General features: G+C 51.3%; 15 protein-coding genes and 5 pseudogenes. 3 read left to right on the top strand and 17 right to left on the bottom strand.

Going from position 1 to position 19187, the window contains the following annotated elements:
- From ACLJRS_RS22135 to tap, 10 genes and pseudogenes are all read right to left on the bottom strand, one after another.
- Entirely contained in the window at window positions 1-480 is a 480-nt protein-coding gene (locus tag ACLJRS_RS22135) for a CS1 type fimbrial major subunit (RefSeq protein WP_052025449.1), read from the bottom strand.
- A gap of 42 nt (window positions 481-522) precedes the next feature.
- The gene (locus ACLJRS_RS22130) at window positions 523-1230 is read right to left on the bottom strand and encodes a fimbria/pilus periplasmic chaperone (RefSeq protein WP_172657526.1); all 708 of its coding nucleotides are present in this window, start codon (window positions 1228-1230) and stop codon (window positions 523-525) included.
- A 781-nt stretch (window positions 1231-2011) separates the two neighbouring features.
- The gene (locus tag ACLJRS_RS22125; protein ID WP_052025453.1) at window positions 2012-3307 is read right to left on the bottom strand and encodes an MFS transporter; all 1296 of its coding nucleotides are present in this window, start codon (window positions 3305-3307) and stop codon (window positions 2012-2014) included.
- 3 nt (window positions 3308-3310) lie between these two features.
- Window positions 3311-4804, bottom strand: a complete 1494-nt coding sequence (gene xylB, locus ACLJRS_RS22120) for a xylulokinase (RefSeq protein ID WP_047593631.1) — start codon at window positions 4802-4804, stop codon at window positions 3311-3313.
- 3 nt (window positions 4805-4807) lie between these two features.
- On the bottom strand, window positions 4808-5842 hold the full coding sequence (locus ACLJRS_RS22115; RefSeq protein ID WP_047593628.1) for an NAD(P)-dependent alcohol dehydrogenase: 1035 nt from the start codon (window positions 5840-5842) through the stop codon (window positions 4808-4810).
- A 319-nt stretch (window positions 5843-6161) separates the two neighbouring features.
- Window positions 6162-6515, bottom strand: a pseudogene (locus ACLJRS_RS22110) (transposase); the annotation flags it as partial.
- A gap of 423 nt (window positions 6516-6938) precedes the next feature.
- A complete protein-coding gene (locus ACLJRS_RS22105) occupies window positions 6939-7133 on the bottom strand; it encodes a hypothetical protein (protein WP_047593621.1) in 195 nt (64 codons plus the stop codon).
- A 137-nt stretch (window positions 7134-7270) separates the two neighbouring features.
- Window positions 7271-7810, bottom strand: a complete 540-nt coding sequence (locus tag ACLJRS_RS22100) for a ProQ/FINO family protein (protein ID WP_047593619.1) — start codon at window positions 7808-7810, stop codon at window positions 7271-7273.
- A gap of 852 nt (window positions 7811-8662) precedes the next feature.
- A complete protein-coding gene (gene repA / locus ACLJRS_RS22095; protein WP_077915586.1) occupies window positions 8663-9544 on the bottom strand; it encodes an incFII family plasmid replication initiator RepA in 882 nt (293 codons plus the stop codon).
- A complete protein-coding gene (tap, locus tag ACLJRS_RS22090) occupies window positions 9525-9602 on the bottom strand; it encodes a RepA leader peptide Tap (RefSeq protein ID WP_001541552.1) in 78 nt (25 codons plus the stop codon). The genes repA and tap overlap by 20 nt, the downstream gene beginning before the upstream one ends.
- A gap of 59 nt (window positions 9603-9661) precedes the next feature.
- Between tap and ACLJRS_RS22085 the strand changes: the two are divergent.
- Window positions 9662-9811 (top strand): annotated as a pseudogene (locus ACLJRS_RS22085) (replication protein RepA).
- Between the two features lie 38 nt (window positions 9812-9849).
- Here ACLJRS_RS22085 and ACLJRS_RS22080 read toward each other — a convergent pair.
- The 6 genes and pseudogenes from ACLJRS_RS22080 to traI form a co-directional block, all read right to left on the bottom strand.
- Window positions 9850-10095, bottom strand: coding sequence for a replication regulatory protein RepA (locus tag ACLJRS_RS22080; RefSeq protein WP_031608654.1), 246 nt, complete (start codon window positions 10093-10095; stop codon window positions 9850-9852).
- A gap of 131 nt (window positions 10096-10226) precedes the next feature.
- Window positions 10227-10780, bottom strand: a pseudogene (locus ACLJRS_RS22075) (phospholipase D family protein).
- 279 nt (window positions 10781-11059) lie between these two features.
- Window positions 11060-11349: pseudogene (locus tag ACLJRS_RS22070) on the bottom strand (disulfide bond formation protein DsbA); the annotation flags it as partial.
- Window positions 11350-11469: 120 nt separating this feature from the next.
- The gene (locus ACLJRS_RS22065) at window positions 11470-12033 is read right to left on the bottom strand and encodes a fertility inhibition protein FinO (RefSeq protein WP_031608653.1); all 564 of its coding nucleotides are present in this window, start codon (window positions 12031-12033) and stop codon (window positions 11470-11472) included.
- A 54-nt stretch (window positions 12034-12087) separates the two neighbouring features.
- Window positions 12088-12828, bottom strand: a complete 741-nt coding sequence (gene traX, locus ACLJRS_RS22060) for a conjugal transfer pilus acetylase TraX (protein ID WP_031608652.1) — start codon at window positions 12826-12828, stop codon at window positions 12088-12090.
- A 19-nt stretch (window positions 12829-12847) separates the two neighbouring features.
- Window positions 12848-18106, bottom strand: coding sequence for a conjugative transfer relaxase/helicase TraI (gene traI, locus ACLJRS_RS22055; RefSeq protein ID WP_047593617.1), 5259 nt, complete (start codon window positions 18104-18106; stop codon window positions 12848-12850).
- An 81-nt stretch (window positions 18107-18187) separates the two neighbouring features.
- On the opposite strand from traI, the gene vapB reads away from it, so the two are divergent.
- Both vapB and vapC read left to right on the top strand, forming a co-directional pair.
- Window positions 18188-18415: a toxin-antitoxin system antitoxin VapB gene (gene vapB, locus ACLJRS_RS22050; RefSeq protein WP_031608650.1), complete on the top strand. Its 228-nt coding sequence runs from the start codon at window positions 18188-18190 to the stop codon at window positions 18413-18415.
- The gene (gene vapC / locus ACLJRS_RS22045; RefSeq protein WP_031608649.1) at window positions 18415-18813 is read left to right on the top strand and encodes a type II toxin-antitoxin system tRNA(fMet)-specific endonuclease VapC; all 399 of its coding nucleotides are present in this window, start codon (window positions 18415-18417) and stop codon (window positions 18811-18813) included. Before vapB ends, vapC begins: the two co-directional genes overlap by 1 nt.
- An 8-nt stretch (window positions 18814-18821) precedes the next feature.
- On the opposite strand, the pseudogene ACLJRS_RS22040 reads toward vapC, so the two are convergent.
- Window positions 18822-19187: pseudogene (locus ACLJRS_RS22040) on the bottom strand (conjugal transfer protein TraD); the annotation flags it as partial.

Here is a 19187-nt window from a genome sequence, read left to right as displayed (position 1 = left end):
TTAGTTGGTGGACTGCGCCAGCACTAAGTTAATTACGCCGGTATAATGCCCCGCAGTCAGCGCTTTGGTATCACCGGTTGCTTTAACAGAAAGTTGCATCGGGCTGGTTTCGCCGTCAGCAAAAAGAGTCTTATCGTAAGGAGTGACTTTAGTAGACAAAGTTTTACCTGCCAGGATTACAGACATTGGAACAGTGCTGGCATCAGCTGAGTTTGTTAACTGCACATCATTGGCCAGACTGACATCCACCCCATGCTGGGTATCATTGCTTGCAAGCCGAACCATTTCTGAGGCCGTATTAAGGCCAACTCCAGGAATGAATGACAGTTGCAGGTCAGTAAGCGCAGTATTATTGGCAGACAGGATTGCCACTGCAGGATTAACATCTGCGGAAATGTTGATTGTTGCGGTCCCCGTTGCAGCGCTTGCCAAAAACGGAAAAGCGGCTAGAGCACTTAAAAAAGTATATTTAATTTTCACAATACGACCTCATTATTGGTTTGCTAAAATAATAAACAACGCTCATTCAACTTTTTGTACAAGATCAGCCGTCCCTTCCTGATATTTTATAAATAAAGAACCTCCTTCATTATCCTGCCAGTTTGAAATTTTCAAACTCATTCCAGGGTATATAGTTCGAGCATATTTTTTCCACTGACATTTTTCTTTTGATAAACAGAATCCATAATCGGATACACGGATATGCCTGTTTCCATGATTGACCAATTCTCCGGTTTTATTGTCATATGACAGTGATATAATGCTATTCTTGGGCTCCACATAAACCAGTGCACCCCAGATTACGTTTATCGTTATATTGGCATTATTATCCGCCTTATCCACTTCATTTTCATTTGGAACAGAAGACACATATACACGATAGATGCTTTCGTTCTGAGGGACATTCAGAGGAAGCAGTCGGATAATATGTTTTCCCTGTGGAGAAAGGACAAAACGCTGAGGTGATACCACCAGACCTTCGCCATCCCCGGGAAGCACAGGTATTTCTTTTTGTTGTGATGTTCCCGGAAAAATTATTTTCTTTACTGTGACTTTTATATACTGCGTCTCAGTTGAAGTTGAATATACACTGACAGACCCACTGTAATCATCCTGACTATCAAGGTTAATAGTCATCGGTGAAACCTGTATTCCGGCATAAGTATAACCGGTCAGTACTAAAAACAAGGCCCCTGTTAATATCCTGAAATTAGGAAAGTTGATACCCATAGCAGCCCCTACCATGAAATTCTCATAAGAAAGCAGTAATAATTGCCGTATTTTAAGTTAAATACAGTCGCGAGATACAATACAATGCGAAACACTACAAACCAAAAAACGAAATAAACATTGCGATTGCAAGCTTGTCAGCATGGAAGTATATTCATCGACGAAGATTTATCCTTTAAGGACGCAAAAGGTATGAATTATAGTGAAATAACAATTTCAATTGAAAACCATATAAACCAACTTCTTTCTGATTCAGTTTACACTGAAAAACAACGACATGATTACGCTTACGGGGCTTATTTGACATGGCATGCTCTGGTTTGCGAGTCATTCACAAAAGCAGATGATATAAGACTCTGGAAACTCGTTTGTTATAAATATGATTAACCACTTTCGGTTTTATAAAAAAAATATTATTTGAGGAGCATGCTGAATGGTAACGAGAAAATAACATACTTATAAACCTGATGGCCACAATGTCGCACCAGGATTGACTGAGTGTCCTCAGCGACAAACAGGGAACAGAACAGGCTTATATGCTGGGGAAATACATAGAAAAACAGGCAGATCTGAAGCGAAATTAGAAATGTGATGAATTAGAGACATGCAAAAAAGTCGGCATTCGAGAAGCCACAGATTGTTCAAATGCGTCAGCTGGTCCTGGTAGTGATTTTAACTTCTGCAAAAAAAAATTCGGTAACTGCCCCACACTTTTTCATGCCCTCCGGTTCTGAGTAAAGGCCCGTCCAGGTAACCGACGGACCTGTTCATCTCAACCCCACTAATGGATTTTGATAGACATGGCTGATATTCCTTCGGGTTGATTAACCCGGATAAAGCAAGTCACAACGGCTGCGAGAAAATATAAACCAGCATAGGTAAGAACTACTCCCCTGATGCCAAAATGACTTAGTAACACGGCAGCTAATGCCGGCCCCATAAAGTTTGATAATCCCCCGCCTAAGTTTTGAACTGATATGGCAGCCCCTTTGTGTTCCGGGGCGATTACCGGAAAGATTGCCCCCATAGGAACAAATGCGGTAACGGTTAAAGCAAAAAATACAGCAGCAAGGGCACCAACCATAAAGCTGTAAGGATATATATAAGGTGCGTAGTAAAACGTGAGAGTTGCAAACCCACAGCCAACAAAACCAAACCACCTCATTTGTTTCATCCAACCTATTCTGTCACCAATAATGCCCCAGGCAACATTAGTAACAGGTTGAACCAGAAAGCAGATCCCCCATATGGATAACCACTCACTGGTAGAAAAACCTATTCTTTCTGATGTGAAGAATAAGGGCAATACAACAGGCAGTCCAAAAAAAGACAGATTACATATTATTCTTGTTATTAATGCCAGAAATATATCTCTGTTTGTAAAAACAAGGGTCAATCCTTTACTTATTTCTCTGAGTTTATCCTGTGCCGGGCTGGATGCAGGCACAGAGTGGTGTTGCACTTTTAACAAAAAAGTGGCTATACCTCCACCGACTGCCACAAATAACATGGAAAGCCACAAGGTTGGCATGAAACCAATGCGTGGTATAGTCCAGGATGGAAGAAACGACGCAATTATACCATAACCTATGGTAAACATTGACCATATCCACCCAACAGCAGAAGCCAGGCGGTTGGCTGGAGCAGCCTGAATGACTAAAAAGAAAAAGCCATAGAAAAAAAGAGGATAAGCAAAACCCCGCAATGAATAAAATAACAACATTAATGTATAATTATGTCGTCCGAGACCGAAACACAGGAATAGAGTCTGAAAAAGCAGCCACCATACCGCTCCTGTTATCATCAGTTTTTTTGCACCATAAAGCTCAGCAAGAACCCCAGAAAACCAACTTGAAACGGCGGCTGTAAAACCATAAACCGAAAAAACTATAGCAGCCTGATCTGGTTTAAATCCTGTCTCCACCATGTATTTCGATAAAAAAGCCAGCTCAATGCCATCGCCAGTCATAAAAATAGCGATGGCTATATACCCCCATAATAAATTAACCGGCATTCCGAAAAATATTTTTGTGGAGTTAACGCTGTTGTCTGAAGTAATTAATTGTCGGGACTGCATATTTCACTCCTTATTAAAACCAGGATATTCTTTTTCCAGTAACTTTAAATATTCAAAGTATATCATTTCATATTGTGAAATCCTGTTTTTGTCAGGCTCACAATAAGTTGAGTTATCCGGTTTAACAAAGCGTGAGCATAAACTTGTTAATTCATCTTCACCGACACTCCAGGCTGCATGAATAGCCGCACCAAGAGCAGTATTTTCTTTACCGGAAAGTCCGATAACAGAACATCCCATGATATCAGCAACTATCTGACGCCATTCGGCATTTTTCGAACCACCACCAGTCAGTCTAATTTCATTAGTGATGATTCCCATTCTTTTGAATAAATCGAATCCATACTTTAAGCCAAAAGTGGCGCTTTCAACAACAGCCCGACAAATATTGCCTGGTTCACAGTTGCTGCTGTTTAAATTATAAAATCCCCCATGAGCCTCTGGTAAAGCAGGTACTCGCTCACCATTAAAGAAAGGCAGAGCCATTATACCATCTGCTCCGGGGACTGTTGTTGACAACAGTTTATTAAACTCAGGCAATGTTAAGTTCAGCATCTTCTGAATCATAGTGGTTGCGGACGTGACATTCATTGTGCAAACCAGTGGAAGCCAGGTACCAGTAGCAGAACAGAAATTTGCAACAAGCCCTGACGCAGTCGTCGGCACAGTGGGCGTACTGGAATATAAAGTTCCCGATGTACCAAGCCCTATGGTCATTATGCCTGATTCAATGTTTCCTGTACCAATAGCCCCCATCATGTTGTCGCCACTACCACACGCTACGAGAGTCTGTGAATGCAAGCCCAGTATTTCAACCGCCTGTTTATTAACTTTGCCTATAATGCTCCCCGGCGGAACCAGGGGAGGGAGAGCCTTTAACAACTTCCCACTGTCATCAATCAGGTTGATGACAGTCTCACACCATGTTCGTTTACGTACATCAAAAAAACCTGTCCCGGAGGAGTCACCATATTCAGACGCCGCCTCTCCCGTTAACCAGAAATTTATATACTCATGGGGAAGAAAAACCCGGTATACTGATTTCCATAAATCAGGATGGTATTTCTTAAACCAGAGAATTTTTGAGGCGGTGTATCCTGTTGCAACGACAAGCCCCAGTTGCTTCAGCAGTTCAGTTTCGCCGCCAGCCTGTTTTGTAAAGTAAATATTTTCAGCATTTGTTTCAGTATCGCACCACAATTTCGCTGGATACAGTGCCCTGCCATTTTTATCAACAGGGATGAATCCGTGCTGCTGTCCTGAGACAGATATTGCCTTAATGACTCTGGGTGAAATTTCTGCATTAGAGATGGCTTTTCTGAATGCAATACAGAGCGCATCTATCCACCAACTAACATGCTGTTCACGGCGTCCATTTGCATCTGCTATTAACTGATGTGAGGCATTTCCTGTTCCCAGGACCTCACCCGATACCGCATTAATAATGCTGACTTTCGTTCCCTGTGTTCCGCAGTCTATTCCGGCATAAACTCCCATTTCTTACTCCATTTCAATGAGGATTTTTACGTCACCAGGACGTCCCAGAGCTGCCCGCTCAAAAGCCTGTACGCTTTCCGAAAATTTATATTTAGCAGAAATCAGCGGAGATACTTTCAGCTTTCCTGACCTAAGTAACTGTAGTGTTCTTGGATACATATTGGCGTAACGGAAAATGGTTTTTATCGTTATTTCTTTAGCCTGTGCAGAAATAATATCCAGTGAAACTGGTGTTACTGGCATACCTATTAATACAACTTTCCCACAAGGGACTACATAATCAGTTATTTTTTCAATAACTGACTGGGCTCCGCAGCATTCAAAAACAATATCAACACCATGCCCGCCAGTAAGTTTATTTATAGTATCCTCTAATGACTCATTTTTTACGTTTACAGTATGAATACTGTCATAGTCCCTGATAACAGATAGCTTTTCATCAAACTGATCGCAAATAATAACATCAGAGCATCCGCCAGCCAGTGCAGACAAGGCCGTTACCATACCAATAGTTCCGGCTCCTGTAACCAGTGCGATATCACCGGGTTTTATTTCTGCTTTGGTTGCAGCATACATACCGATAGCTAAAGGTTCTATCATTGCACCTTCTGCAAAGCTGACATTATCCGGCAACTTAAAAGTAAATGCTCCGGGATGAATAACAGTTTCGCGCAAACATCCATGAACAGGAGGAGTAGCCCAGAACCGGATATCAGGGTCCAGATTATAATATCCTGATAGAGTTTGTATAGAGTGGAAATCGGGTATCCCTGGTTCCATGCATACACGATCTCCGGGCTTTAAATGCGTTATATTTTTACCTGTCTCTATCACAATACCTGATGCTTCATGCCCAAGTACCATGGGTGAATTAACGATAAATGGGCCAATACGACCATGCTGATAATAATGAACATCGCTGCCACAAATCCCGACAGAATGAATTTTTATTTTTACATCATTGTCCCCAAGACTTTCATCAAAAACTTTATCCTCAATGGATATATTATAGGGTTCAGATAAAATTAAAGCCTTCATGAAAACACCTCATAATTGAATATTCCAAAACAAGTTTTAATCCTATCAGCATTAGTTGAAATAAAAAAGAAAGTATTGCAATGAAAACAGTGATAATAATCACTGTTTCAAAAGAAACAGAATACCCCTCATTAATTAAAATATTTTATAATATAACTAACAATACCCTCACTAATTATCTTTTTATGAATAAAAAACAACATATTGCGAAAATTAACCGCAATTTGAACAAAACACAGTAGGAAGGCTATTATCTATACTATTGCCTCCGTTCTTTCTGACCTTCGATATTGATGCCTAGTGCCAGAAATACCTGTTAATTAATAACAGAACTGTTCTGCCGTCCTTTCAGAACAATACAGCCAAGATAAATAACGGGATAGACCGTATCCAGTGGAGGGTTTTGTCATGTGGTAACTTGTTTCATGATGGCGTCGGTGCCCTTTGAGATCAACGCTGACGAGACAGCTGCGTCGTACAACTCCCTGGATGCGGCGGCAATCTTCCGGGGGCTTCTATTTGACGTACAACGAGAAGAGCTGGTTAGTCATTTCAGTAATACGGAGCTGGCTTTCTTCACCAGTTGTAGTTCGAAGGAACCGTTATGATCGTGCGAAATATGCAGTTCCAGTGGACCGTCGCCTGTGATAACGGTCTTTGTGGAATAACCGTTGTTATAAAGAGCCTGGATACGACAAACCAGGAAAGCACTGTAACCTGTCGCGATCGGATTCAACAGTCCCCTGTGAATAACCACATAAAGATGAACGTAACTAAAAGTGGAAGAGAGCGACATCGGGCCCCAACGCCCCTGGCAGGACTCGCTTCCGGATGGTTGTATTTATTCATGCAGAATAAACAGATAATTTATCTACCGTAATTTGCACGATCCGACCGGAGCTGGCGGTACTCCATTGCATCCCGGCAATAAATACGGTTTTCAGATGAAGAATAACAAACAGCGACATATTCATTTTTCAATAAAACGAAAATACATAAAAAAAAGCGAAACCAGTCAGTAATTAATCAAAAGGAGAGACAATGTCGGGAGGCCCCGTCGGTTATCCGGACAACGCCTTCCACAGAACAAGCGGAATTACCAAATCTGCGAGCCCTGGCGATACATCGCCTTCATACAGGCGGCTGGCAGGTTCAGCCCTGACTGGTTTCTCCGTTTATCCCCCGTGTCCGCTATTTTCAGGATCAGTTTCAACGTTTTCCGCATCATCGTAAAACAGAATTCAGTGTCGACGCCGATCGTGCAAATCTCCCCGCGCAGAGGTTTATCCACAGAACCGGTGCACAATCCTGTGGGTAAATGAAAAGAACATGACGTACGACCGGGCCGGAATTAAACGGGAGGCGTTAAAACGCAATCAGCGGCGGCATTACGCCTGGCGCACTGCCGGACAGAATGCAGAGCCTTTTTTATATTGCTGATTTGTCGTCGTTCGCCCCATTATTTTTATTTTTGCTGGCCAGCTTTGATGCCAGAAAAGCGCGGGCATGCTGAGCTTCATGCTCAGAAACGACACCGGTAGGCAATCCATCGATGCCATACCGTAAAGCACCGGGAACAGAAATTCGCTCAAGGTATTTCCACCTGCGGGTGATAATCCGGGCAGCACATTGCCATTCCGGGAGGGTTAAACCGGCGTCGGGGTTCTGTGCAATAAAGTCGGTAACATCCCTGGTGATGCCAATTTTCAGCGGACGGAAACCGCCTTCTTCAGCCCGCAACAGGGGAAAGAGTGCTTTAACCTTTTCGAGACTGGCGTTGATGAATTCCGGCGTCCATTTTTTGTTTTTTTTCGCCTGATGTGCCGGCATTTCGTTTTCCACAGTCCCGGAAGGAAGCTCCGGAGGCGGAGGAGTGATTACATGTTCCTCCGTTGGTGGAGGAGAAATAATGTGGCGTTTTTTCTTCATCACAATGACCGGTGTATTTTTTTGTTTACCTGCCGTCATAACCCCCCGGAAAAATAAGCATAACGCTATGAAATATTAGCATAATTTCATTACAACAGACATAAAAAAGAAAAATTTAACTGTTGTATTGGCACGGAGGGTGGAATTGTCAACTGCTGAATCGTGGGGGCCCCTTTGGGGTTCCGATTCAGTGGTTGACAACTGCACAGAAAATACCCTGCTGGCGGGGTGATGGTTCACGCAGTGGGCCATCGCCCTGCAAAGCCAGACGGGGCATAACGCCACTCGGTAGTTTAGTTACATCATTCATCATTAAAAGCGACTCCATTCCGGCCCTTTGGGCCGGGGCGGCGGCGCTTTTCAGTGGTGGGAATGGGCTGGATATCAGGTTTTTGCTCCGGTTTCGTTGGTCAGAATTTTGGATGTTGTAACTATTTGCACGACCGGGGCCCGGCGCATAGCGACGGGAGGTACTAATGGTGTTTCCGAACCGGCGCGGACGTGAGTCCGCTGCAAGGGCGGGCATTCTCTGGAACCTGTCCACAGGGCAGGTGATGAACAGGTTATTTATTTATAAGAGAGAAAGATTATGTATTTAAAAGAAGTATAGATCTGGGGTTTAAAGGAAACCACGCACTTTGAAATCAGGTCGCCTGGCGCTTTGTCAGTATATCGGTTGTAACTTAATGGAAAGGTCCCTTGCAGTTATTTGTGGGTAACTGAATATTGCGACCGGAAATGGCTCAGGCGGGAACATTTCTGGCCATTCTGGCAGCAGAATGAGAGATATTTTGGCAGGAAGAACGAGCGTTCCGCGCAGAAAACAGGCGGCGCCCGGCGACAGACGTACAAAATCCTCCGGCGTCAGCCGGATTTTCATAATCTGGTGGGTTATATGGGGACGGTGGCCATGGCCAGTCGCGTGTAGTTTTTGCCCCGCGACATCATCATGCGCTCTTTCACGCGCCGCTGCAGCTCCCGCTTCATGGCATCAAGCCCGCCGGTAAAGCGTCCGCTGGCGTATTCCCGCGTCAGCTGCTGTTTCACCAGTGTTTCGATGTCCTTACGGGTTCTGTCCGCGTCACGCCGCGCCCGGGCGCGTTTCAGTCCGTGCAGTTTACGTTCAGACTGGTAGCTGCGGAACCGTTCGCGCACAAATCGCCAGGCTTTCGCTATCAGTTCGTCCATCTCCAGCGGCTCCAGATTCTGCTTTTTGCGCTGCTGATTTTCCCATTCGACACGACTGCGGCGGGCGGCCACAACAGCCACGTCAGAGACGTCGAGCGCGGAGAACAGTGCCGGCGTGAAGGTGATATCGGTCGGGATGTTGCAGCCAATCTGCGGATCATACTCGGTCTGGTAGGTAATCAGCCCCAGCTCTGCCATAAACTTCAGCGCCCGTGTGGCTCGGGTGATGGACAGATTGCCACTTTTTGACTCGGTGGCCAGACCGCACTCTATAGCCAGATTGGTGATGGATCTCTGTACACGGTTGGCCAGTGGATCATAATGGAAGCACAACCCCTGAAGCAGCGCATCGATGGCACGACGGCGCAGCAAAGGCGGCATCCGGTGACGCTTTCCCAGCGAACGAACGAACGCCACATGGACGGAAAAATCAAAACGGGACGTGAACCCTTCGGCTTTCGCCATCAGCTTACGACAGAACGGCAGGGTCTTTTTCCCTTCTCGCGGCGTGAACTCCGGATTCGGATTTTTGACCTGTCGGTAATGAGTGAACAGTGTTCGGGTGTCAGTCACTTCTGCCTGCACTTACAATGCACGGAAGGAGTAAATGCCACAGAAACAAGTATTGAAATTTTCTGAGCATAAAACTATACTCCCTGCATAGCCTGATTGGTGGCTATACAGTTTAAGTAGGCCCCGTTAATCTTCTGTCCCGCCAAGAATAGAAAGATTATCGGGGTTTTTGCTTTTCTGGTCCCGGGTAGACACCTCATCAGAACCAGTTCCCTGCCACCTTACGGCGTGGCCAGCCATCAAAATTCTTTAGACGATCAGCAATCTAACACTCACTGACGAGACGATCAAGAAAGTTACTCATTCACCTTCTTATCTCAGGCTCTTTTGGCCATTTCCCGTTCAATTAGTAACTCAATCATTTGAGCCTGAGTAGTTCCAGTCTCTTCACAAAGCTTCTGCAAGCTTTCTTTATGCATGTTTTGTATGAAAACATTGAGCTCTTTATGCGTCGTTTTTTTTCGTGAAATAGATAATCTCTTCTTCTCAGCGGAAGATAAGGGATTACCCTTTCTGTAAATGCGTTTCGATGAGGAAGTTACTGCATTTTCAATCTGCGACATCTCTGCCTCCTCAAGGATCAAACCTAGATCGTTTGCAGAGAATACTACAGATTTCTAAAATCAGCGACTTACTTTATGAACGTAACCTGTGTTGGCGCACGGTTTATGTTTCAGGATCGTTTCCTGGGATGTCAGTACGTCTGTTTCCAGTCCGTTCCCTGCGCCCAGCGGGATGTCCAGTGGTTCAGGTAGCTGCGGGCCAGGACTGGGTCATCCCAGACGACAGCACGTTCTCCGAATTCGAACGGTCTGCTGCACGGGAATAGTTAAACGATCCCACTTCGGTGTGGCGACCGTCGCTGACGATCACTTTGTCATGAAGAATTTTGTACACACTGACGGTACGAACCGGAATGCCGGCACTGGTCAGCAGGTTCATTGTCACCCAGCTGGCGTTATTGTTTTTCCCTGTATTGGCTTTCCAGTCCAGTACCCCCCTGACATCCACTCCCCGACGTTTTGCACTAATAAGAGCGCCAGCCACCTCCGGAGAGGTGAAGGAATACCCCATCAGCCGGATATTATGTTGCGCAGCCTCAATAGTCTTAAAAACCAGCTGCTCTGCGCTGCCCTCCGGTGAAAAACCGGCCTGAACGGACGGTGCCGCAATAGCTGGCAGGGAGCCCAGCAGGGATAAACACGCAAGTGTGACCAACGTCAATCCATGACCTTTCCTGAGTCTCATTATGTACCTCATATGAACTTGATTAGAGTAGTGATTTTATTACTTCAGAAACGCCGGAATCAGGGGAAACTCGTTTTTCCCGGATTGCCGGGGCTGGACAACAACACCAGCGGCGGAGGCGTCAGGATAAATTGTTATTGCCTTCCCTGGTGGTGGCACAATCACATTACGCTCCAGCACGGCCGCGTTTTCCAGGGTTTCCTGTCCCGCGCCGCCCGGTATTACTGTCACGTTCTTCTCCGTGGCCTCCTTAACCTGCATCATTATCATCGCCGGCGAGCCCTGCAGCGCAAGCGTATGTGCCAGTCTGCTACTGGCATCCAGTATGCTTTTCGTGTTCACGTTTCCACCCCTGATTTTATGCCCTTTCAGGGCGGCGGTAGCCACACTACTGATATCTTCACTGGTGAGCGCGCCTTCATAATGACTGGTGGCAAAAATACCGTTGTGATACGCAAGCCAGGCATCCGCCCTCGCTGATTTCCAGATTTCCAGATTTGCAGCCCCTTCTGTGCGGCTTTCAGCGAGTTTTCCCACTGCTGTACAAATGTGGGCCAGTACTTAAACACATAGCGGACCTGCGGCCTGGCTTACATCACAGCCTGCAGCATCGGGGTAAGGCCGGTGCCACGCCGTACAGACGGTCTTTCTGTTTCATCCGTTCACTCATTATACCGGGCTTCTCCGGTTCAGACCGTCTGCGCCAGCACCGCGCGGAGTTCCGCTTTTCTGGCGTTCTGCGCCCGAACCTTTGCCAGTCGCGCCAGTGCGTACTGTTCTTCCTCCACGGTAATATGCTCCGTCACATACCCTTCCGGGTCATACCGGCAGGCCCCGGCTTTCATCATGCTGAGATATGCTTCAGAATGGGCAATCGCTTTCAGCGCACGGATTATCTTTTTGTGTGACAGCGGGATACCACGCCTGGAGGCGTCCTCAAACAGCGCCTCACGCACGCCACAGGCGAAAAGACGGGACGTGTCGCCGTCAAACAGCCCCGGCCACCAGGGTTTCAGCGTGCTGACCGCTTCCTCCACTGACTGAAGTCGCAAGTAGATGGATAGATCTTTTCTTGCCCGGGCTTTTTTTTCTGCCAGTGACGCTTCCCGGACAGCCCTGTCAGCCAGCTGCTGTTTCTTCACCTTCCACTTCGGGGGCGTGGTGACGTTAATAATGGTTTTGCGGCTGCGGGCCGGCGCTTCCCCATCCGTTTTCCGTTTCAGTGTCAGTACCGGTCGTTTCTGCTCAGTCATGCTGTATGCTGCCCCTGCCAAATCCTGCTCATACCGCCAAAGATACCACACCCGTTACATCACCAGAACGCCCAGCACAGCCAGATGACAGGTGTAGAAGATCGGGAAAAAATCAGCCGGCCAGAACCGGGGCTGTGATTTGCCTGTCAGCGACACCAGCCATACCGCCAGGCCGGTTACCAGAAGCCCTGCTGCGGCCGCAACATCGCTGGTGAGCAGATTCAGCGCGGAGACGGCCACCACCAGGCAGGCCGCAAGCGCCAGATGCTCTTCAGTATCTGCGGCCCGGTACAGCCGGTAACAGATGACCAGCACCAGCACGCCGGCAACGCCGTAGCTGGTTCCGGACAGGGGTATCCACGCCGTCAGCAGTAACAGCACGGTCACAGAGTGAAACAGGCAGCGCTGCTCACACCACTTCAGCGCCTGCGCGGCCACCGCAAAGGCAAACAGAATATTCCCTTCATACCACGGAAATCCCGCCAGAAAATATCCGGACTGCGCGATAACCGCCCATCCCCACAGCCGGTTAATCGCAGACTGGCGGATATACGTATGCCGGGACAGGTTCAGCCCCCACACCAGGGCAAACAGCGGAAACGCCCCGCGCCCGGCCAGAAACAGCCACGTCTGGTCCAGGTGCAGGATACGGTTAACATGGTCAGCCACCATCAGCAGCAGCGCCACGGTTTTAATGACATCCCGCTGCCCTGGTGACCAGACCAGCCGCTGCAGCAACCAGGTCTCCACCCGGACTGCCCGCGAATCGTTACGTGTGGCGTTATCCATCGTCATCGTGGTCTATCTTTCCGTATCAGTCCCCGCCCGGGGTTTTCTCTTTCTGCAGGTCGCGCACCATCTCCTGCTCCATCTGCTGCAGGCGCTCCCGGACCCGGTTTTCCCGCGCCACTTCCCGGATGGTCTCCCGCTCCCGTACCGGTTCGCGCAGCACACTCTCCGGCAGCGGGGGTTTCCGTTCAGGCAGGAGCGTTCTGTCCTGCTCCTGGTCGGCAATCTCCCTGACCGCCTGCGCGGTTTTCTCCTCCGGCAGGTCAGATTTGTCCTCCGCTATTTTACGGACAATCTCATCCGCACGGCGTTCTGTTTCACGGCGGACTGCCTCTTCTGCCTGCCGCTGTGCCAGAATCTCTGCCGTGACCGGCTCCCCGTTGCCCGCGCCGGGTTGCACACTGCTGTCAGGAATATCGCCCCACACCCGGCCGCCGGTAATGGCGCCGGGATTCCACGGACGCCCGTCACCGGCAATTCTCACCACCACGCCGCTGTCAGGGTTATCGCGGGCAATCCGGACGCCCTCCTGCATGTTATCAGCCAGCAGGCTTTCGCCGTTACGACTGCCCTGCAGGGCCACAAACTGTGCCTCTTCGCTGCCTTTCACCCGTCCTTCACCGCTGAAGCCCCGCAGCCCGGCACCGTCATCCGTTGTCAGTGGGTTCAGCCAGATACCGGTGGATTTACCGTTACGGTCAAACGCCGGCAACGCCACATACGGTTGCGGATATTTGCGCCCCGGTGCAATAAACCGCGCCCGGCTGTCTCCCTGCGCCAGTCCGGCGTTGCGCAGCACGGCACGACCAGCGGCCACGTCCCGTAGTTCCCGGGTGGTTCTGAACAGGCGCTCTGCGTTCATCATCTCACGCTCTGATTTCGGCTCCAGCACGTCGTGGGCCGTGCCCTTTTGCTCCGCACTGTTGATGGCCTTAACCCAGCCCTGACGGTCGTCGGTGTACACCTGCACATGCTGCTTCATACGCGACAGCGCCACATACGCCGACTCAAAACCGGCCATCTGTTTCCGGCCCCCTTCGGTTCCCTCCAGCGCAATGGCAAACGTCTCACTGGCCCCCTGCGCACCGTGGGCGGTGATGGCATACGCCAGGTCAATATGTTGCTCTGCCCTGTCCTGCCCGGGACGCACCACGCGGGTCTGTTTCCCGTCTGACAGCGTGACGCTGTCACCGGAAACCGCCGTCACCGTCCAGACGCTGTTGGCCACATACCCGCGTTCCCTGTCACTCTTCGTGAAACGCATCCGGTCACCGGCCCCCACCCGGATAGTTTCCGGATTGTACAGTGTGACGCCCTCTGCCGCTGCTTCCCGGGGGGAAATAAGGCGGGTGTTACCCGCCTTATCTTCCAGGGTAATCAGCCCGTCCTCCTTACTGATACCGGCAATCCGGTGATACACATTATCCACCAGGGCCAGCGCCCCCGGATGCGCCTCCCAGGTGGACAGACGGCGCAGTTCCCCGTCACGGATATTCGCGGTGGTCAGTACAGGGACAGTGACCTGCTGCTCACCCGGTTTCGCCAGCGCATCCTGAATCATGCTGTTCAGCACCCGACGGTCCTCATTCAGATGCGTGACAATCAGCGTCTGCTCCCGGGCTTCCGGCGTTCTGCCGGTATAGTCGCGGACAATGGCCTCATACAGCGTCACGGGCACATCCGGAAAGGCTTCGCCCTTTCTCTCCGCCTCCTGTGCGGCTTTCGCCAGTTCCCGCTCCTGCAGACGGCTGAACTCCGTCACCGAGTTTTCCGGCGCCCATACCCCCTTCAGGCGGGGAACCTGAACCGGCTTCACGTTTTCAAGCCCGGACAGTGCCTTATTCACATCCCGGTTAATCAGGCTGTACACGGCGTTCCGCAGTTCCGGCGTCTGGCGCACAATCTCCTTCATGATGGCCACATCGGCGGCACTGCGTGCCTGCTGCAGGCGGAAAGGCTGGCCGGGTGCGATGGCCTGCAGCTGGTCCGTGTCACCGCTCGCTACGGCACGACCACCACCGGCCGCAATCAGGGCGTATGCCCGCGCCATATCGGTGTTGCCCACCATCGAACTCTCATCAAGGAGGAACAGCGTGTTGCTGAAATCCGGTGTTTCACCGCTGCGCTGCTGCAACTGCGTGTCATGCAGAAAGGACGCCAGCGTCTGTGCTTCCACGCCGGCACTGCGCATCTCCCCGACCGCCCTGTGGGTCGGCCCCAGCCCCACAACGCGGGGACGTTCATCTTCCGGCAGCAGGTTCACGGCAGACATCACCGCCCGGAACTGGGTGGTCTTGCCCACCCCGGCGTAGCCCTGTACCACGGTGAAAAGGTCTTTCGTTTCCAGTATCATACGGGTGGCGGCACGCTGCCCCGATGTCAGCGTCTCCATGAGTTCGCCCGGCACCTTCGTCATCAGCGGCGTGACCGCTTCCTTGCCTTCGAGAATATGGCGCAGAATGCTCTTTTCAGCCTCATACGACGCACGGGAAACCAGCAGGTCTGTGCCATAACCTTTTGCCACATCCACATGCAGTAAATCGCCCCGTTTTATCTGAGCATCAATTTCCCGTCCCAGGTCAGCAAAACCGGTTCCCTCTGCAGCAAATGATTTCGCCTCCGTCAGCAGGTCCACCTGGCTGAATGCCAGGTTTTTACTTTCCACCACAGGAATGGCCAGATGAATGGCCTGCTGTGCCGACGTGTGAAGCCCGGTTTTCTGGCGGCTGATGGCGGTTTCCAGCGATAACTCACCGGCACGCGCCTTTATCTGCTCAGAAACGACCGTAAAAGACGGGTGACGGGAGAGTTTTTCAGCGGTGCGGATCTCATCCAGTGAGGAATACAGCCGGACATCCTGGCCGCTGCGGGCCAGACCGTTCAGGGTGGCATTGTCCATCGCCATCTGTGTGACGGAGGCAAAAACTTTCGCACTGTCACTGACGGAATGTCCGGGTGTTTCCACCCAGCCGTTTTCCAGCTTCAGCGCCGTGAACGGGGAATCCCCCACCGGCAGGGAAGCCGGCTCAGCCCGTCCCGGAACGATGACCGTCATCATGCCATCGTTCACCGCTGATACCTGCAGCCGGTCGCCGCCGGAGACGCGAAGCCCGAGAATTTTTCCCGTCACCATAAGACGCTCGCCGTCTGCCACCGGCATCTTCTCCGGCCGGAAGAGTGACCAGCTGCTGTCCAGGGCTGAAATCCGCACCATCTGCGTCTTTCCCTGCGCATCCCGCAGGGTCAGACTGTGACTTTGTGCGGTCACCCGGTCAATCACATACCGGTCATAGGACCGTTTCTCCGGGTTCCACTGCTCCATCACCATCCCTTCACGGTACATATCGCGCAGGTAACGGTTCCGGCTGTCCAGCCAGACCGGTGACAGCGCGGTCATCATGGTGTCCTGCTGCCCGAGTATCCCCTGCGTCTTCAGCTCACTGCGTATCATCCCCGCCAGTATGGCCTGTTCACGAACGCCGCTGACCTGCGCCACGCTCTCTTCCCCGGCTTTCACCGCGGCCACAAAATCCCCGGCCAGCCGGGCATAGCGGACATTCCGGTCCGGCTCGCTGATAACGGTCGCCGGGGTCTGCTGCCCGCCCTGCCAGCGGTAACTGTTCACGCCGGCCTCCTTCATGGCCATCAGCGCGCTGCCGGTACCGGTGCGCTGACCGCTGTCGGTAATGAGCACCTGGATGTTATGACGCGCCGCGCCATCCAGCAGGGTCAGAGTCTCCTTCAGGGACAGCTTTTCGCCCTGGTCGACAATAACGGTACTGCCCGGGGAAAATGACATGCCCTCCTGCAACTGACGACGCCCGGTTATCAGCTCACCGGACAGACGTTCATCCTGCTTCAGGTTCGTCTGCGAACGGCGATCGGCGGCAATAATCTGCACCTCACGCCCCTGCTCCCGGGCCATCATCGTCAGCTCCGCCACCCGCTCCCGCTGACCGGCAGCCCCGCCCTGACCACTGATAATGGCCAGTGACGGGCGATCCTGAGCCAGGACACTCACCGCGTCGCTGTAACTTCCCGTGCGGGGCACGCTCTTCTCCGGATGGACGGTCACCCGGTTCTGCTTCATGATATCGCTGCTGAGTGCCCGGACAGACAGCTCATCGAGCACATGAATACCGGAGGTGAACAGTCCTTTCTCCCGGTCGAGGGGGATAAGCTGCTCGCGGCTGATGGCCTCATCAATCCCGGCCCGGGCCTTCTCAATCACGCCGGCTTCCGGCGGCAGCATCCCGACCGTTCTGGCCAGCACGTCGGTATACGTAAACTGAACCTTCCGGTCGCTTAACCCGGCAATGGCCTGCGTCACCGCCTGCTGAATATCCGGCTGCTCCTGTGACGGAACAGGCTGCGCTGCTTGTATTTCCGCCCTCCTGTCCGCAGCCTCACGGTATGCGCTGATATCAAACCCGGTATCTTTCAGGGTCTGCATCCACTCAGCCATTTTCACTTCCGGATCGACATGCTGTTTGGATTTACGCGTATCCAGCGCCGCCACATCCCGGGATTTCAGCGACGCGTCATCACCTACTGCTTCCCGTATAGTCTGCGAACGACTGGAAAAGGCCTCCACCGGGACACCGGGCATCTCCCACATACCGTGCTTACCGACCACTTCCGTTTCATAGCCCAGCGCTTCAACCTTCTCTTTCAGCACCGCGCGGTAAATCTTCCCGAAGGCTATCTGGTTAGCATAGACATTCTCGATAAATCCCGTTTTTCCCACCTTATCGCTGCTCAGGGTCTTCCATTCCCCGTAATGCTGCGTGACGTTGGCCACCACGGCATGGGTATGCAGCTGCGGCTCCTGGTCACGACTGGTGTCATGGTTGAACAGCGCCATCACCAGATTACCGGTGAGCACCGTTTCTGACTGCCCGTCCGTCATCACCCTGGTGGAGGCCAGCGCTTCCACCTGACGGACAGCGATATCCACCGCCTGGTTGTGTGCCTCAGTCAGGCGTTTATCGCCTGCCAGCATGGCCATCAGGGAAACACTTTTGGGGGCAGAGAAGGTCAGATCATAGCCGGGGCGGTGTTTGTTGCCGCCGTCCTGCTGCCGGCTCAGATCAGCCCCGTCGGGCAGTCTGCCTTCCAGTACCCGGGTGAACACCTCCTTATCGACGGCGCCCTGCAGCCCCAGCTGCTCCGCGCCTTTTCCGGCCCAGCGTTCCTCCAGACTGCCCAGCACGTAGTAGTTATCCCTGTCGCTGTAATAACCGGCGGCACTCCCCGCTGACCGGACCTGTGCAATGCTCATCATAAATGTATATCCCTTTGACATATCCCATCACAAAAACCATAATGGATATACGTAAGACATATCCCTGTAAGGAGGCACATGATGGAAACCAGCGTATTTCTCAGTAACCGAAGCCAGGCGGTCAGACTGCCAAAAGCAGTGGCATTGCCGGAACATGTAAAACGTGTGGAAGTTATCGCTGTCGGGCAAACCCGGATCATCACGCCGGCCGGAGAATCGTGGGATGAATGGTTCGACGGGAACAACGTCAGCGCCGATTTTATGGATAACCGGGAACAACCCTCTGTGCAGGAACGGGAATCATTCTGATGCTGAAGTTTATGCTGGATACTAACATCTGCATTTTCACGATAAAAAACAAACCTGCCAGCGTCAGGGAGCGTTTTAACCTGAACCAGGGGAGAATGTGTATCAGCTCGGTCACCCTGATAGAGCTGATTTACGGTGCCGAAAAAAGCCAGATGCCCGAAAGAAATCTCGCTGTGATAGAGGGGTTTGTTTCCCGACTTGATGTTCTGGATTATGACACGCCGGCCGCCACCCATACGGGGCAGATCAGGGCAGAGCTTGCCCGTCAGGGACGCCCTGTCGGGCCATTCGATCAGATGATTGCCGGTCACGCACGCAGCCGGGGACTGATTGTTGTCACGAACAACACCCGGGAGTTTGAACGTGTGGGTGGACTGAGAACTGAGGACTGGAGCTGATACCGCCATCAGAAATCATCTCCCGGCTCCGGTTCATCCTTTCCGTGCCCACGGTGAACGTTGATATTCACCTCCTCCCGCCGTTGCATCTGCTGCTGAGTATTCACCTCCTGCTCCTGCCGCCAGCGCTCATACGCCTCCATGTCCACCACCTCACCGGACGCATTAATCCCGGGGGGCAGTGGCTGCTCTTCGTCTTCCGGCTTCATTTTCAGTTCCTGTCCGACACCGCCTGCAGGCGTATTCACGGCGGTACCCGCCGCTGCTGATTTTTTATCGCTGACAACCGTGGGCTGTGGCTGTTGCGGCTGTTGCGGCTGTTGCGGCTGTTGCGGCTGTTGCGGCTGTTGCGGCTGTTGCGGCTGTTGCGGCTG

The sequence above is a fragment of the Salmonella sp. SAL00670 genome, from assembly GCF_046552235.1.
GTDB lineage: Bacteria > Pseudomonadota > Gammaproteobacteria > Enterobacterales > Enterobacteriaceae > Salmonella > Salmonella enterica.
Note: the sequence above shows the minus strand (reverse complement) of the source record. Positions and strands in the feature narration are given on the sequence as shown.

What these genes read in the sequence shown, in the direction of transcription:
- vapC (WP_031608649.1), top strand. Translation starts at nt 18,415, where the DNA reads ATGCTGAAGTTTATGCTGGATACTAACATCTGCATTTTCACGATAAAA.
- ACLJRS_RS22065 (WP_031608653.1), bottom strand. Translation starts at nt 12,033, where the DNA reads ATGACTGAGCAGAAACGACCGGTACTGACACTGAAACGGAAAACGGAT.
- ACLJRS_RS22125 (WP_052025453.1), bottom strand. Translation starts at nt 3,307, where the DNA reads ATGCAGTCCCGACAATTAATTACTTCAGACAACAGCGTTAACTCCACA.
- ACLJRS_RS22080 (WP_031608654.1), bottom strand. Translation starts at nt 10,095, where the DNA reads ATGTCGCAGATTGAAAATGCAGTAACTTCCTCATCGAAACGCATTTAC.
- vapB (WP_031608650.1), top strand. Translation starts at nt 18,188, where the DNA reads ATGGAAACCAGCGTATTTCTCAGTAACCGAAGCCAGGCGGTCAGACTG.
- traX (WP_031608652.1), bottom strand. Translation starts at nt 12,828, where the DNA reads ATGACGATGGATAACGCCACACGTAACGATTCGCGGGCAGTCCGGGTG.
- ACLJRS_RS22130 (WP_172657526.1), bottom strand. Translation starts at nt 1,230, where the DNA reads ATGGGTATCAACTTTCCTAATTTCAGGATATTAACAGGGGCCTTGTTT.
- xylB (WP_047593631.1), bottom strand. Translation starts at nt 4,804, where the DNA reads ATGGGAGTTTATGCCGGAATAGACTGCGGAACACAGGGAACGAAAGTC.
- ACLJRS_RS22100 (WP_047593619.1), bottom strand. Translation starts at nt 7,810, where the DNA reads ATGACGGCAGGTAAACAAAAAAATACACCGGTCATTGTGATGAAGAAA.
- tap (WP_001541552.1), bottom strand. Translation starts at nt 9,602, where the DNA reads ATGCTCAGAAAATTTCAATACTTGTTTCTGTGGCATTTACTCCTTCCG.
- traI (WP_047593617.1), bottom strand. Translation starts at nt 18,106, where the DNA reads ATGATGAGCATTGCACAGGTCCGGTCAGCGGGGAGTGCCGCCGGTTAT.
- ACLJRS_RS22115 (WP_047593628.1), bottom strand. Translation starts at nt 5,842, where the DNA reads ATGAAGGCTTTAATTTTATCTGAACCCTATAATATATCCATTGAGGAT.